A 14,408-nucleotide genomic window follows, 5' to 3' on the forward strand; every position below is an offset into this window, starting at 1 on the left:
CCGCGGAATCTGCGCCCCCGCTGCCTGCCCCGTTGACGTCGCTCGGCCTCCGCACCGGCATGGATTACGCACCGGTACGCAGCGCGCTGCTCCAGCACGGCTGGACCGCCGAACCCCACGATTACGACGGTGCGCCGCCCATCGCCAGGTACCCGGAGGTCGACTGCGGCCAAGGGTGGCAGGCGGTGTGCTCGGTGGGCTATCGCAAGGGCGACAACGTGGTTTACCTGGCCATGGATCCGGCGGCCGACGGCCACCTGCGGCTGTTGGGGGCCGAGTGAGCTGAGCGCGCAGGCGCGCGCTGCACATCTGGACGCGGCCGCTACCGGCAGGCAGAGTGCGCTGGTGAAGCGGTGCATGGCCGCACCCGTGGAGAAGCCTGATGCAGACCGGACGAGCAGCACGCTGCGGTGAGCGTGTGCGCGGCGTGCTGGCCGTGTGCCTGCTGGTGATGCTGCCTGCGCTGGCACACGCGCAGCCGCCTGCCGCCATGGACGCCCCCTCCACCTCCACCGCCCCCGAACGCCCGCGCACCTGCCTGGTGCTCGGCGGTGGCGGCGCGCGCGGCGCGGCCCATATCGGCGTGCTCAAGGTGCTGGAACGCGAGCACGTGCCGATCGACTGCATCGTCGGCACCTCGATGGGCGCGGTGGTGGGCGGCCTGTATGCCTCCGGCTACACCGCCGACGAGATCGAAGCGGTGCTCGACCGTATCGACTGGGCCGAGGTGCTCCACGACAAGCCCCCGCGCAACGAGCGCAGCATGCGCCGCAAGGAGGACGACCTGCGCCTGCTGGGGGGCGTGGAAGTAGGCCTGAGCGACGGCAAGATCGCGTTTCCGCAAGGGCTGATCCAGGGCCAGAAGCTGGAGATGCTGCTGCGCCGCCTGCTGTTGCCGACCTGGCAGGTGCATGATTTCGACCAGCTGCCGATTCCGTTCCGGGCGATTGCCACCGACATCGTCAGTGGCGAAAAGGTGGTGTTCGCACAGGGCGACCTGGCGCTGGCCATCCGCGCCAGCATGTCGGTGCCGGGCGTGTTCGCGCCGGTGCGTTACCAGGGGCGCCTGCTGGTGGATGGCGGCGTGGTCGACAACGTGCCCATCGACGAGGCGCGCCGGCTGGGGGCCCAGCGCCTGATCGTGTCGCGGGTGGGGACGCCGTTGATGACCGAGGCCCAGCTGGATTCGCCGCTGGCGATCAGCCACCAGATGGCCAGCGTGCTGATGCAGCGCGAGGTGCTGGCGCAGCTGGCCACGTTGGGGCCGCAGGATCTGCTGGTGACCCCGCCGTTGGGGGACATGGGCAGCCAGGAGTTCAATCGCTCGCCGCAGGCGGTGGGCATCGGCGAACAGGCGGCGCAGGCCAGCGTGGCAGAGGTACGCCGCTTCCAGGTGGATGCCGGCCAGTACGCCGCGTTCCAGCGCCAGCACCGGCCGCCGGATTACCAGGCACCGCTGGTGTCCTTCGTCGAGGTGCAGCGCGACGGCACGCGCACCGCGCGTTACCTCGAGCAGCGCCTGCAGCCGCAGGTGGGCCAGCCGCTGGCACCGGAGAAGGTGGAGCAGCAGGTGGCCACGGCCTACGGCGAGGGCCGCTACGAGCAGGTGCAGTGGCGGCTGGACGAGCGGGACGGGCGCCAGGGCGTGGTGCTGGCGCCGCAGGACAAGCGCTGGGGCCCGGACTTCCTGCACTTCGCGCTGCGCCTGTCCGATGATTTCGACGGCAGCAGCAACTACCAGCTCATCAGCGAGCTGACCCGCACCGGGCTGAGCGACCAGGGCGCCGAGCTGAAGCTGCGCATCGGGCTGGGCGAAGTGGAAGAGGCGTTCGCCGAGTACTACCGTCCGTTCGGCCGCAGTGGCCGGCATGCGTTGTCGACCTATGCCAAGTACCGCGCCACCGACCTGGACCTGGCCTTGATGGGCGGCGGCGCGCTGGCCGAATTCCGTTACAGCCAGTGGCTGGGCGGGCTGCGCTGGGCGTACTCGCCGCACCCGGACTGGGAGGTGGCCGCGTTCCTCGAACGTGGCCAGGAGCGGCTGCGGCTGGACGTGGGCAACCCGAGCGAACTGGGCAACTACCGGGCCGACATGGGCAGCATCGGCTGGCAGCTGCGGCATGATTCGATCGACAGTTCGGCCTTCCCCAGCCGTGGCCAGCGCCTGTCGCTGACCCGCCAGCACTACCTGGACAGCCTGGGCACCGACGATTCCGCCGCGGTGACCCGGCTGCAATGGGATGGTGCGTGGTCGCAGGGCAGCAACCGCTGGCTGGGCGGTGTGCGCGCCTCGTCCGCGCATGGGGGCGACGATGTCCTGGCCACGTACGGCTTCCTGGGCGGCCTGGGCAATCTCTCCGGCTATCCGGAGGAGGCGATCTTCGCGCCACAGACCGCCTTGGCGCGAGTGGTGTACTACCGCCGCGTCGCGCATGCCGATTCGCTGCTGACCATCCCGTTGTACGTGGGCGGCAGCCTGGAATGGGGCGGCTTCTGGCGCAGCCGCAGCCAGGTCGACATCGACGGCATGCAGAGCGCCGGCAGCCTCTTTGTTGGCGCCGACACCTTCCTTGGCCCGGTGTTCCTGGGGTATGGCCGTGCCCAGGGCGGGCACGATTCGTTCTACCTTACCTTCGGCTCATTGCTGCGCACGCTGGACGGCTTCTGAGCGGCACCGCCGGCGGCGATGGCATGCAGTGCCGCTATGATCAGCACTCCACCGCATAAGGGACTGCGCGGATGCCCGACGCACATCACGCCAACGTGGTTGTATTCGATTTCGATCTGACCCTGACCCGCTGGGAAACCGCGCGTCGCTTCTTCAAGGGCTTGCTGCGCCGCCAGCCGTGGCGGCTGGCCGTGCTGCTGGTACTGCTTCCACTGCTGGCGCCGTTGCTGCTGGTCCCCCGCACGCGCCGCCTGCCGACGCGGTGTGCGGTGTGGCTGGCAACCTTCGGGCACAGTCGCCAGGCGATGCAGGCGCTGGCACAGGCGCATGCCGATGACGTGTTTGCCGCTGACGAAGCGTTGTTCATCGCCCCGGCGGTCGCACGCCTGCGCGAGCACCTGGCGCAGGGTGACCGCGTAGTCATCGCCACCGGGTGCTGGGAGCCGCTGGCCCGCGCGCTGCTGGCCCATGGCGGGCTGGGCAAGGTGCCGCTGGTGGCCTCCACGCTGCGCCCGTGGCGGGGCGGGTGGGTCAGCGACCAACATTGCCTGGGCGCGAACAAGATCCCGATGCTGGCCGCGCGTGGCTTCGCGCCGCCGTGGGCAATGGCCTATACCGACCATCATGCCGACCTGCCGCTGCTGCGCCACAGCGCACAGTGGTGCCTGGTCAGCCCCACCGCCGATTGCCTGCAGCGGATCGAAACGGCACTGGCAACCCGGGCGCAGGTGCTGGCCTGGCGCGGCTGATGCAGTGTGGACGCCGTCTGGCGCCGATGCAGAGCGCAACGTAGTCTGAGGTCCGCGTGGAGTTCAGCGCGCAACGAAGGAGTGCCTGTTATGCGACCGTTCCTGGCCCTATTGCTACTGGCGGTGTGTTCGGTGCCTGCGGCATGTGCCGCTGCCGATGCGCCCGCCGTCAATCCACTGCTGCTGCAGCCCGCCGGCACCCTTCAGGAGCGCCAGGTTGCCGAACTGCAGCAGCGCCTGCGCGATTGGCCGCAGCTGCAGCGTTACCGGGATGAAAATGCCGCATTGGCCGCCCCGGTACCCGGCGCGCCGCGGGTCGTGTTGTTCGGGGATTCCATCACCGAAGGCTGGGGGCGCACCGGCAGCGACAGCTTCTTCCCCGGCAAGGGCTACCTCAACCGGGGCATCAGCGGGCAGACCACCGCACAGATGCTGGTGCGCTTCCGCCAGGATGTGATCGCGCTGCAGCCGGCGGTGGTGGTGATCCTGGCCGGCACCAACGATATTGCCGGCAATACCGGCGCGGCCAGCCAGGCGATGATCGAAGACAACCTGCATTCGATGGTGGAGCTGGCCCAGGCGCACGGTATCGCGGTGGTGCTGAGCTCGGTGCTGCCGGTCAGCGATTACCCGTGGCAGCGCGGCGTGCAGCCTGCGCCGAAGGTGCGCGCGTTGAATGCGGCGTTGAAGCGTTACGCCAGCGCGCACAACGTGGTGTATCTGGATTACCACACGCCATTGGCCAACCGCGACGGTGGCCTGGACAAGGCGCTGGCCGCTGACGGCGTGCACCCCACGGCGGCCGGCTATGCGCGGATGGCGCCGCTGGCCGGGGCGGCGATCCAGCAGGCACTGTCGCGGCCGCGCTGAGCGTCGGGCTCAGGCGTCGTCCTGCTTCAGCGCGGCATCTGCCGCCAGCAACGCGTTGGCGGCGGCACTGAGGGGCGGGGAGGGCACATCGTCGGCACCGATGGACTGCATCATCCGCGGCATGTCCACGAAGCGGCGCTGGCGGCGGTCGTAGATGCCGGTCACCAGCAGCGCGCGGGTGGCGATCTTCTCTTCGCCCAGCAGCACGCGCTGCTCCATGATCACCCGCGTGCCGACCCAGCCCACCAGCCGCGTTTCCAGCGTGAAGCGCTGGAAGGGTTTCAGTTCACGACGGAACTGGATGGTGCCGGCGCCCACGATCGGCGCCCATTTTTCGCGCAGGGCCACGCGGCCCAGGCCCATCCGCAGGATCAGGTCCAGGCGGCCCAGGTCGAAGATGTTCCAGTAGCGCCCGTTGGTCATGTGCAGGTTGCTGTCCAGGTCATTGGGCAGCACCCGGAACGGCAGCCGTGACACCCCGAACGGGGCGGCCAGCCGAGGCCGGAAGAAGCTGCACAGCAGCAGGTACAGCAGGCGGAACCAGAGATTCATGCGGAATATGACGACTGTTATAGTCCCGATACGCTAATGTATGACGACTGTCTTAGCAAGGAATCGCGCCATGTCGCCTCGCCCTACCGATGCACCCCAGCGCGTGATCGCGGCGGCGGCAGACATGTTGGCGCGGGTGGGCCTCAATGCCACCAGCATCCGCGAGGTGACCAAGGCCGCCGATGCGCCGTTGGGCTCCACGTATCACCATTTCCCGGGCGGCAAGCAGGAGTTGTTGGCGCGCGCCACCACCCAGGCCGGGGACAAGGTGGATGCTCTGCTCGCCGAACTTTTGCAGGATGGCGCGGAGCCGGGTCTGCAGCAGTTTCTGCAGATGTGGCGCGCACGCCTGCTGCGCACCCGGTTCGCTGCCGGCTGCCCGGTGCTGGCGGCGGCGGTCGAAGAACCGGTGGATGCGGTGGCCAGCCAGGCACGCGGTGCAGCGGCGGCGGTATTCGCGCAGTGGGAACACCGGTTGGGCAGCGCGCTGGTTGCCGCCGGCCATGCGCCGGCACAGGCTGCAGCGCAGGCCACGTTGATCATCGCCAGCGTGGAAGGTGCCGTGGCCATGTGCCGGGCGATGCAGGACATCGCACCGTTCGACCGGGTAGCGGCGCAGCTGCAGGCGCTGGTGGCGCAGCCGGTGCGTGGCGCGAAGCTCAGCCCCCGGCCGGTGCGTGCGCGAGGAAAAAACGCTCCAGCTCGCTGAGGAACGCGTCGGGCGATTCCACGTTCATCAGGTGGCCGCCGCGCAGCATGCTCAGGCGGGCGCCCGGGATACCGTCCAGCAACACCTGCGCATCTTCCGGCGTGGCCAGCCGATCCTCATCGCCGCCGATCACCAGCGTGGGTACGTGGATGTGCGGCAGCCGGGGGCGGCCATCGAACCCGATCATGGCGTCGAGCAGGCGCTGCCAGTCTTCGGCGGTCTGTTCGTCGGGCGCGTCGTCGGGATAGTCCAGCCACGGCGCGGCGCGCGGATCGGACAGGAAGCCCACCGAGAACAGCCAGGGCAGGACCAGATCGAAGATCTGTTTGGGGGTGGCGCCCGCGCGGTAGACCGCGCCAATGGCCTGCAGGAACAGGCGTGATTGGGTATTGGGGGTGGCGAAGGTGGCCGCCAGCACCAGGCTGTGCACGCGCGTCGGCGCGGCGCTGACCAGCGCCTGGGCGACCACGCCGCCCATCGAGAAGCCGACCACGTGAACGCGGTCGATACCGGCGTGGTCAAGCATGGCCAGCAGGTCCTGGGCCAGCGCGTCAGCGGAGAACGGGCTGTGCGTGCCCGGGGTCAGGCCGGAGCCGCGCAGGTCCACGGCCAGCACCCGATGGCGCGCGGCAAGCGCCGCTTGTTCGGCGCTCCAGAACCCGGCGTCGCCGCCAAGGCCGTGGATCAGCAGTACCGGGGGTCCGGCGCGGTCGTGGCCGGTGTCGATCCAGTGCAGGGCGCCGCGCGTGGTGTTCAGTAGAGGCATGGGACGGGGTTGGCAGGGGTAAGCAGGCGCCCAGCATGCCTGAGGGCCACGGGATTTGCCGCCCGCGTCCAACGGCACGGGCTCATGGCTGGTGCAGATCGTCCAGGGCGATACCGTCGGCCGCCGCGCGCATCTGCGGCTCGGGCACCGGGCCTTGCCGGGTCAGGTCGACCAGCCCTTGGTTGAGGTCCACGTAGGGCTGCATGCGGGTCTGGTAGCGGGCGAACGCCTGCCCGGGCGCGTGCGGGCTGCGCGACAGTTCGCGCGCCAGCACGTAGGCGCCTACCAGGGCCAGGCTGGTGCCCTGGCCGGAGAAGGGCGAAGCACAGTGCGCGGCATCGCCCACCAGCACCACGCGCCCGGTGTGCCACACGGGAAGTTTCACCTGGACCAGTTCCCCGAAGTAGAACGCGTCGGCGTGCGGGATCGCCTCGACCAGCGGTCGCCAGCGTCCGCCCAGTCCCGCCAGCTTGCTGCGTGCCAGTGCCTTCTGCGCAGTGATGTCGTGGCGCAGGGCGTGGTCCACCTCGGCGCCGAACCCGGCCCCGATGCGCAGTTCGCGTCCGCTGGCATCGGGGTAGACCACCACGCCTAGGTCGGCGTCGCGGTACATCCATTCGCGGTCGGTAAGCGCCAGGTGGTTGGGGGCGCTGTAGAACGCCAGCGCACCTCCCAACGGATGCAGGCAGGTCGGCGCCGCGGCGAAGGCCTGCTGGCGCAGCGCGGAGTAGACCCCGTCGGCCCCCACCACCAGGTCGACACGGCGCAATGGCCGGCCGGCAAGCGCGACCATCACCCCGCTGGGGGTGTCGTCGATGCCGGTGATGCGTTCGTCGAACAGCGTGCTGGCTGGGGTGCCCGCGGCGTCGGACAGGATCCGGCACAGCGTGTCACGGAAGATCTCGATATCCGGGCTGTCCAGGCGGCCTGCGCTGAAGGTGCGGGTATCGTCGTGGCCCACCGCATGGCCATCGCGGTCGAGCAGGGTCATCCCGCGCAGGCGCGTGCGCTGGGCCTGCAGTGCTGCGTGCAGCCCCATGGCCTTGACGACCTCCAGCGCCGCACCCCGGATGTCCACGGCATGGCCGCCGCCGCGCAGCGCCGGGGCCGTTTCGACCACCGTGACGTCGAAGCCGAAATAGCGCAGCCACCAGGCGGTGGCGAGGCCGGCGACACCGGCGCCGGAAACAAGGGCGGTGGGTTGCGGCTGCATCGGCAGGCTGGGCGTGGGAGCGGTGCACACATGGTTGGGCGCGGATCGCATGCCCGTCTTGACCTGGGTCAAGCGCGCGACCGATCAACGCGCCGGCAGCGTCGCCAGCAGGTCGGACAAGCCCAGCCAGCCGATCTGCACGCCGATGCACAGGATCACGAACGCCAGCAGGCGTACCACCACCTGGGTGCCGGTGCGTCCGAGCAGCGATTGCAGGCGGCACGCGTAGCGCATGCACAGGTAGATGAGCACGCACAGGGCCAGCAGCGCGCCGGCAGCGGCGGCCAGGTGTACGGCGGCGGGCCCCTCGGCCGGCGACGTGGTGCCCACCGCGATGGCCACCGCGATCGACCCCGGCCCCACCGTGAGCGGCAGCGTGAACGGATAGAACAACTGCGACGTCACGGATGCGTCCACGTCGTCGCGGGCGTCTTCCTGCGCCGCGCCGGCCAGTGAGCCGTGCTCGCTCTGCGCCGGTGCCTGCAGCAGGCGCCACCCGGTGGCGGCAATGACCAGCCCGCCGGCCAGCCGCAGCACCGGAATGGAGATGCCGAAGAAGGACAGCACGTAGGCGCCGATGCCGATCGAGGCCGCCAGCAGCACCAGGCTGTTGAACGCCACCGCGCGCGCCACCTGGCGGCGCTGGGCGGGGCTGGCATCGGGCAGGATGCCCAGCACCATCAGCGCCGCGCCCGGTGGATTGATCACCGGCAGCAGGCTGGTGAAGATCACCAGGAACGCATGGCTGAAGTCATTCCACATGGCAGGCCGCAGTGGCGCCCGGGTGCGGGGGGCAGGGAGGCCCACGATGCGGCCGGCGCCGTGAAGGGGGCTTGATCCCGGTCAAGCCGGGGCACGCTGGCCCGCGGCATGCGCGTTCACTTGACCTAGGTCATGTGTGGGCCCCGTTGCCATGGCTACCGTTGGCCTGCGCTGCGGCCGCTTCCGGTCCGCACCGTCAGCCGCGAGACCGCCATGCGCTCCACCGCTTCCAGCGCGCCCACGGCCGACAAGCCGCCTGCGCGCGCCGCCCATCTGGACGAGGACATCTGCGTCCATATCTTCACCACGTCGGCGGCGATGCTGGGCGTGTGCATGACCGTGGTGGGCGTGCTGCACGTTGTGACCGTGCTGCGCAACGTGGACACGTTGGGCGACGACCTGCTCAGCGTCAATTCGCTGGTCTACCTGGGCGCCTGCCTGAGCGCCTACTGGGCGCTGCGTACGCGGCGGCGCAAGCGCAACCAGTTCCTGGAAGGGCTGGCCGACTGGCTGTTCCTGATCGGCCTGGTGCTCAGCGCGATCGCCACCGGCTTCATCACCTGGGCCATTGCCGGCACCTGACCCCACGCGCCACCCCCCAGCCCCCTCTGAGCCCCAGGAGCCCCCATGGATCGTCACCGCCCTGTCCCGATCAGCGCCGCCATCCACCGACGCCGCAGGCTGCATGACATCTACGCAGCGGCGCTGGTCGGCGTGTTGGCCTGGACAGGCGCCAGCGTGGCGCAGGCCCCGGCCGACAACAGCGCGCCGGGCGCGCCGCTGCAGTCGCCAGTGGAGATCCGCTACGGCGCCGACGGCATCAGCAAGGGCACCCTGCGTCCGGCGATGTCGGCCGTGTCGGTGGGTGGGCAGCCGTACCGCGCGCTGGTGTTCAACGGCGACTACGAAGCGCCGCTGATCCGCACCCGCCCCGGTGGAACCGTGGCGATCACGCTGGACAACCAGATGGACGAAAAGACCAACCTGCATTTCCACGGCATGACCGTTACCCCGTTGGATTCGGGCGACAGCATCTTCCGCGAGGTTGGCCCGCACGAAAAGGGGCTGTACCGCTTCAAGCTGCCCCCCGACCACAGCCCGGGCGCGTACTGGTACCACAGCCATTTCCACGGCGGCGCGCAACGCCAGGTGGAATCGGGCATCGCCGGTCCGATCCTGGTGGACGGCATCCTCGATCCGTTCCCGGAGTTGAAGGGCATCCGGGAGCGCGTGCTGGTCCTGCGCAATTTCCAGAAGACCTTCACCGGCAAGCTGGCCAGCGAAATCGTCACCAGTGCGCCGTCGATCCGCACGGTCAACGGCCAGGCCGATCCGGTGATCGACATCCAGCCCGGTGAAACCCAGCTCTGGCACCTGATGAACATCTCGGCCAACCAGTACTTCCGCATCCGCATCACCGGACAGAACGTGCAGATCCTGTCGCGCGACGGCAACACGGTGACCAAGCCGGTGATGGCCGACGAACTGCTGATCGGGCCGTCCGCGCGTTTCAGCATTCTCGTTGTCGGCGCGGCGGCGGGCGACCACGCGGTTGAACTGGCCGCCGGCAATACCGGTGCGGCTGGCGACCAGTACAAGGGCGCACGCATTGCCACGACGCGGGTGGCTGGCGCACCGGTGGCCACCCGCCGCATCACCAGCCCGTATCCGGTGAGCGAAGACCTGGCCACGGTCAGGGTCGCCCACGTGCGCCAGTTCGCCTTCCAGGATTCGGCCACCGATGGCGACGCGTTCCTGATCAATGGCGAGCGCTTCGATCCGCGCCGGGTCAACACCACGGTCAAGCTGGGCGACGTCGAAGAATGGCGCCTGTACAACCCCTCCCAGGAGCTGCACCAGTTCCATATCCACCAGACCGATTTCCAGGTGGTGGCGATCAACGACAAGCCCGTTCCGTTCAGTGGCTACCGCGATACGGTGTTCATTCCGGCGCGGGGCTCGATCACGCTGCGCATCCCGTTCCGCGACCCGGTGATGCTGGGCAAGTTCGTCTACCACTGCCACATCCTCGAACACGAGGACGGCGGCATGATGCAGGTGGTGCAGGTGGTGCGCCCGGAAGACTATGCCCAGGCAGTGAAGCTGGCCCCGCTGGGCGGCATCTATGGCGACAACCAGACCTGCGCCTACCTGCGCAACAGCGGGCGCGCGTTTACCCTGCCGGCCGACGTGCAGTTGCCTGCGGAGGGACCGTGATGCGCATTCCCCGCAGAGCCAGTCTGGCACTGGGCGTGGCCGCCGGGCTTGGCTTGCTGTCCAGCCCTGCCCATGCCGACAAGGGGTACTACCCCAACGTAGGCATGGATTACAGCGCAGTCATGCAGTACGACTTCAGCCGCAGCGAGGGCGACGGCGCCAGCGCGCCGCGCAACACCACCGACTTCTACCCCGACATCCAGAGCAGCGTCTACGTGCGTTTCAGCCCCAATGATCAGGTGCGGCTGTCCACCGAGTTCAACCCGGTCAACCCGCCGGGCAACGGCGAAAAGCGCACCTTCGGCGACCTTGGGCTGGTGGTCAACGAGCTGAACTACTACAAGCTCACCCAACATACCCAGCTGCAGGTGGGCAAGCTGCAGGTGCCGTTCGGCCGCGCGATGGACGCCGCACCAGGGCTGTATACCAACGATTTCGTCGCGACCTACGACCTGGGCGGCATGCTCGGTGCCACCTATGCCTACCGCTGGTTCGGGCAGAAGATGGGCATGGTGCAGGGCGGGGTGAACCTCTATACCGCCGACACCACCGAGCTCAGCCGGCCATTCCTGCGCGGCGGTGCGCGTGCGCAACGTTCCGATGGCGGGCCGGCCAACACCGGGCGACTCGACTCCTACGCGGTCACCGTCAACTGGGATTCCATTCCCGCCGCGCCGTTCCTGGAGCTGCAGGCCGGCTACATGCGCAACCGCGCCGGCGAGGCACAGCCCGATACCGGTGCGGCCGATGACGAGGTGATCGCCATCGTATCGGCGCGCTACATCTGGGCACCGGCGTCCAGCGCGGACCTGGATACCACCTTGCGGGGCCGCTACCTGGACATCGTGCCGCTGGTTGAATACGCGCACGTGCAGAACGAAAACGCGGTGGCCGGCAACGACACGCGTTACCTGACCACCTCGCTCACCGTCGACTACGGGCGCTGGGTATTCGGCGCGACCCGCACCGACAAACGGCGCCCGTGGGCACCGGGCGCCGGTCGGCACGACTACCTCAACGAACTGAGCTGCGGCTATCGGTTGAGTGGCCAGCTGACCGTGGCGCTGTCGGTGGGCAGCCAGGCGCAGGGCGGGCAAGACTCGAACCTGGTCGGGTTCGCGCTGACGTACAGCGGGGCGCACTGACATGCTGCGCCGTCTCTGCCAAACCGGGGTACGGTCACTGGTGCTGGCGTGGGGGCTGCTGTCGATGCCGTCGCTGGCCGCACAGACGCCACCGCTGATCGGCGGTGCGTTCACGCTGGTCGACCAGGACGGCCGCGCGGTCACGGAGCGCAGTTTCCACGGCACCCCGGTGCTGCTGTACTTCGGCTTCACGTCCTGTCCGGATGTGTGTCCCACCGACCTGGCGCGCGTGGCGCGCATCGCGCAGCGGGTGCGGAAACTGGGCGGTCCCCGCCTGACGCCGGTGTTTGTCAGCATCGATCCGGCACGCGACACGCCGGCGAAAATGAAGTCCTACGTGCGCCTGTTCGGCACGGACGTGGTGGGCCTCACCGGCACGCCGGCCCAGATTGCCACCATCAGCGATCGCTACCACGTGTACGTCAAGAAGGTGCCGACGGCGCAGCCGGGCCAGTACATGATGGACCACTCCACCTTCCTGTTCCTGCTGGATGGAACGGGGCGCTACGTCGACCACTTCGGGCGCAGTACCGACGAGGCGCAGGTGGCGGCCCGGATCGTTGCCGAACTGGCACCGGCCACGCCGAATTCCCGCGTGTCGCCCCGCGCCGTGCGCTGAGCCGACCCTACCCAGCGCCGGCGCGGGCAGTCCGCGTCGGCGCGTGGGCGTGGCGGGGTGCGGTTACGGGCGGCCGTTGTTGTTGGCTGCATTCGCGGCCTGGCGCAGTTCCTGGTCGGCCTGGATCAACAGCTGGCGGGCCCGCTCGGCATGGCCACCAAGGCGCGCGTCGTTGTCCTGCTGGGCCATGCCCACCAGCTGGTAGGCCTGCACGATGTGTTCCTGCGCGTTGCGCAGGTTGCCGTGGCGCTCGCCGATGTTCACGGTCGGCGCCTGCGCCTGGGCGATGCCGACCAGGGTGAACGCGCCGATCAGGGCGAACGGGGCAAGGCGGGAAATACGGTTCATTGCAGCGGCTCCTAAGCAGAAGGGGGTGGCCGTGGCCTGCGGCAGGTGCGGCCGGAACATCACCGTAAGGCGCGCGCCGCGGCAGCTTCTTGACCTGGGTCAAGCGCAACGCGGTGAGGGCCGGTGGTGGCTGGCGGCCCGTGCACGGGACGCCCTTCAATGCAGCAGTTCAGGGCGCAGAACCAGTAGAAATACTGGTGTTTTCCATCTTGCGTAGCGGGCTGCCATCACTACTATGGAACAGTGCGGCACCCGCACGGCCCCCGGCAGGCACCGGCGAGGCGATCGCAGCAGCGCACGTGCGTGAGGATCGGCGGGGGAAGGCGGCAGGCATTCCAGCCCTGCCAGACGGGCCCGGGTATCGGGCGGTGCACCACGCGGGAGCGTCACCACCATGGCTACCACCGTTGGCTTGCCCCCGGCACGCAGCCGGCTGTGCGGCGCCTGCCCGCTGGGCCCGGACTGCTTCCCCGGCTCCCTGGCGTCGGCCCACCTGTACGAGCTGGAAGGGCTCATCGAACACACCGCGCCCGCGCATGCCGGCAGCGTCGTGTTCCGCCAGGGCGACCCCTTCGAGCACATCGCGGTGATCCGGCTGGGCACGGTCAAGACCTATGCCATCGACCGGGAAGGGCGCGAACAGACCCTCGGCTTCCACATGCCGGGCGACTTCATCGGGCTGGGCGCCATCGACGACGGGCGCCATCCCTGCACAGCCGTCGCGCTGGATACGGTGACCCTGTGCCGGCTGCCGTTCCGGGCCACCGCCGACCTGGCCGCGCGCATGCCGATGCTGCAGGCCAAGCTGTTCCGGCTGATGAGCCGCGACATCGCCCGCGCCACCCAGCTGTCGTGCAACAACACCGCCGACGAGCGGCTGGCTGCGTTCCTGATCGGCATGGCCGACCGCATGGCTGCGCGCGGCTACTCCTCAAGCCGCTGGCAGCTGACCATGTCGCGCATGGATATCGCCAACTACCTGCGCCTGGCCCCGGAGACCCTGAGCCGGCTGCTGCGTCGCTTCCAGGCCGAGGGCCTGGTCAGCGTGGAGGGGCGTGAGGTCGAGGTGCGCGGGCGCGAACGCCTGCAGGCATTGGCGGCCGTCGAACCGGCGTCTGCCACGTGTGCCGGTCACGCGCGCAGCGAAGCCGCGTAGTGCGTGGTGAAGCGGCTGGCCGTCAGCAGCGCCAGAACCATCGCCACCCCGCCGGCCAGCACCGTGCCGGGCCAGACCAGGATCAGTGCATCGGCCAGCACCACTACCGCCAGCGCGGCCGTCCACATGCCGGACACTACGTAGTGGCTGCGGATGAAACGCGGCGACAACCACAATGCCGGCTCGGTATCGGGCCGGGTGTAGCCCAGGGTAAACGGGCGGCCGATGAGCATGGAAGCCAGCATCACGCCCAGCAGCACAGCATCCACGGAGAGGCGCACGCCCATCACCGACCAGTTGGGGGCATACACCCCCGCGTAGACGGCCAGCCCGCCGAACAGCAGCAGCGACAGCAGCTCGATCACACCGCAGTGTTGGCGTGGCCCCGTCCAGTCGCGCAGGCATAACCCCAGTGCCGTCAGCGCGGCGCCTGACAGGCCGGCAGCGATGCCGGCGGCGTGTTCCAGCAGCGCAAAAACAAGGAAAGGCAGTAGCCCGAGCAGGATGTTCATGGCGCAGTTCCGGTGCAGATGTCCAGCGTAGGCAGGCGCGCGCGCAAGCGGTTGATCCAGGTCAAGCCGCGCGCACGCCAGCGGCGGCTGGGCCTACAATGCGGCCGTGCATTCCGCATTCC

16 protein-coding genes are annotated in these 14,408 nt (G+C 69.2%); 10 read left to right on the forward strand and 6 right to left on the reverse strand.

Annotated elements, in window-relative coordinates; translation table 11 throughout:
* Window positions 1-59: 59 nt before the first annotated feature.
* The 4 genes from ABIA71_RS15265 (at window position 60) to ABIA71_RS15280 (ending at window position 4,287) form a co-directional block, all read left to right on the forward strand.
* Entirely contained in the window at window positions 60-281 is a 222-nt protein-coding gene (locus ABIA71_RS15265; protein WP_354286301.1) for a hypothetical protein, read from the forward strand.
* A gap of 101 nt (window positions 282-382) precedes the next feature.
* On the forward strand, window positions 383-2,668 hold the full coding sequence (locus ABIA71_RS15270; protein WP_354286303.1) for a patatin-like phospholipase family protein: 2,286 nt from the start codon (window positions 383-385) through the stop codon (window positions 2,666-2,668).
* 71 nt (window positions 2,669-2,739) lie between these two features.
* A complete protein-coding gene (locus ABIA71_RS15275) occupies window positions 2,740-3,417 on the forward strand; it encodes an HAD family hydrolase (protein WP_354286305.1) in 678 nt (225 codons plus the stop codon).
* 90 nt (window positions 3,418-3,507) lie between these two features.
* Entirely contained in the window at window positions 3,508-4,287 is a 780-nt protein-coding gene (locus tag ABIA71_RS15280) for an SGNH/GDSL hydrolase family protein (protein WP_354286307.1), read from the forward strand.
* A 9-nt stretch (window positions 4,288-4,296) separates the two neighbouring features.
* Here ABIA71_RS15280 and ABIA71_RS15285 read toward each other — a convergent pair whose 3' ends face one another.
* On the reverse strand, window positions 4,297-4,839 hold the full coding sequence (locus ABIA71_RS15285) for a thioesterase family protein (RefSeq protein ID WP_354286309.1): 543 nt from the start codon (window positions 4,837-4,839) through the stop codon (window positions 4,297-4,299).
* Between the two features lie 70 nt (window positions 4,840-4,909).
* On the opposite strand from ABIA71_RS15285, the gene ABIA71_RS15290 reads away from it, so the two are divergent.
* Window positions 4,910-5,548, forward strand: coding sequence for a TetR/AcrR family transcriptional regulator (locus tag ABIA71_RS15290; protein ID WP_354286311.1), 639 nt, complete (start codon window positions 4,910-4,912; stop codon window positions 5,546-5,548).
* Here the strand turns inward: ABIA71_RS15290 and ABIA71_RS15295 are convergent.
* The 3 genes from ABIA71_RS15295 to ABIA71_RS15305 all read right to left on the reverse strand — a co-directional run bounded on the left by ABIA71_RS15295 (window position 5,499) and on the right by ABIA71_RS15305 (window position 8,289).
* Window positions 5,499-6,314, reverse strand: a complete 816-nt coding sequence (locus ABIA71_RS15295; protein ID WP_354286312.1) for an alpha/beta fold hydrolase — start codon at window positions 6,312-6,314, stop codon at window positions 5,499-5,501. The genes ABIA71_RS15290 and ABIA71_RS15295 overlap by 50 nt on opposite strands.
* An 82-nt stretch (window positions 6,315-6,396) precedes the next feature.
* A complete protein-coding gene (locus ABIA71_RS15300) occupies window positions 6,397-7,578 on the reverse strand; it encodes an FAD-dependent monooxygenase (RefSeq protein WP_354286314.1) in 1,182 nt (393 codons plus the stop codon).
* 33 nt (window positions 7,579-7,611) lie between these two features.
* Window positions 7,612-8,289: a MarC family protein gene (locus tag ABIA71_RS15305; protein WP_354286316.1), complete on the reverse strand. Its 678-nt coding sequence runs from the start codon at window positions 8,287-8,289 to the stop codon at window positions 7,612-7,614.
* Between the two features lie 213 nt (window positions 8,290-8,502).
* On the opposite strand from ABIA71_RS15305, the gene ABIA71_RS15310 reads away from it, so the two are divergent.
* The 4 genes from ABIA71_RS15310 to ABIA71_RS15325 are packed head-to-tail and all read left to right on the forward strand — an operon-like array spanning window position 8,503 to window position 12,270.
* Window positions 8,503-8,871 (forward strand): hypothetical protein, encoded by a 369-nt coding sequence (locus ABIA71_RS15310; protein ID WP_354286318.1) that lies wholly within the window; start codon window positions 8,503-8,505, stop codon window positions 8,869-8,871.
* Window positions 8,872-8,916: 45 nt separating this feature from the next.
* Window positions 8,917-10,506, forward strand: coding sequence for a multicopper oxidase family protein (locus tag ABIA71_RS15315; RefSeq protein ID WP_354286320.1), 1,590 nt, complete (start codon window positions 8,917-8,919; stop codon window positions 10,504-10,506).
* Window positions 10,506-11,651: a hypothetical protein gene (locus tag ABIA71_RS15320; RefSeq protein ID WP_354286322.1), complete on the forward strand. Its 1,146-nt coding sequence runs from the start codon at window positions 10,506-10,508 to the stop codon at window positions 11,649-11,651. The genes ABIA71_RS15315 and ABIA71_RS15320 overlap by 1 nt, the downstream gene beginning before the upstream one ends.
* 1 nt (window position 11,652) lies before the next feature.
* Window positions 11,653-12,270, forward strand: coding sequence for an SCO family protein (locus tag ABIA71_RS15325; protein ID WP_354286324.1), 618 nt, complete (start codon window positions 11,653-11,655; stop codon window positions 12,268-12,270).
* Window positions 12,271-12,333: 63 nt separating this feature from the next.
* Here ABIA71_RS15325 and ABIA71_RS15330 read toward each other — a convergent pair whose 3' ends face one another.
* Window positions 12,334-12,618 carry a hypothetical protein gene (locus tag ABIA71_RS15330; protein WP_354286326.1) on the reverse strand — a complete coding sequence of 95 codons (285 nt, stop codon included), beginning with the start codon at window positions 12,616-12,618 and terminating at the stop codon, window positions 12,334-12,336.
* A gap of 394 nt (window positions 12,619-13,012) precedes the next feature.
* Between ABIA71_RS15330 and ABIA71_RS15335 the strand changes: the two genes are divergently transcribed.
* The gene (locus ABIA71_RS15335; protein WP_354286328.1) at window positions 13,013-13,774 is read left to right on the forward strand and encodes a cyclic nucleotide-binding domain-containing protein; all 762 of its coding nucleotides are present in this window, start codon (window positions 13,013-13,015) and stop codon (window positions 13,772-13,774) included.
* Here ABIA71_RS15335 and ABIA71_RS15340 read toward each other — a convergent pair.
* Window positions 13,750-14,286, reverse strand: coding sequence for a hypothetical protein (locus tag ABIA71_RS15340; RefSeq protein WP_354286330.1), 537 nt, complete (start codon window positions 14,284-14,286; stop codon window positions 13,750-13,752). The two genes, ABIA71_RS15335 and ABIA71_RS15340, sit on opposite strands and share 25 nt — an antisense overlap.
* Between the last annotated feature and the right edge of the window lie 122 nt (window positions 14,287-14,408).

The organism is Stenotrophomonas sp. 2619 (assembly GCF_040548725.1).
Classification (GTDB): Bacteria; Pseudomonadota; Gammaproteobacteria; order Xanthomonadales; family Xanthomonadaceae; genus Stenotrophomonas; species Stenotrophomonas maltophilia_AP.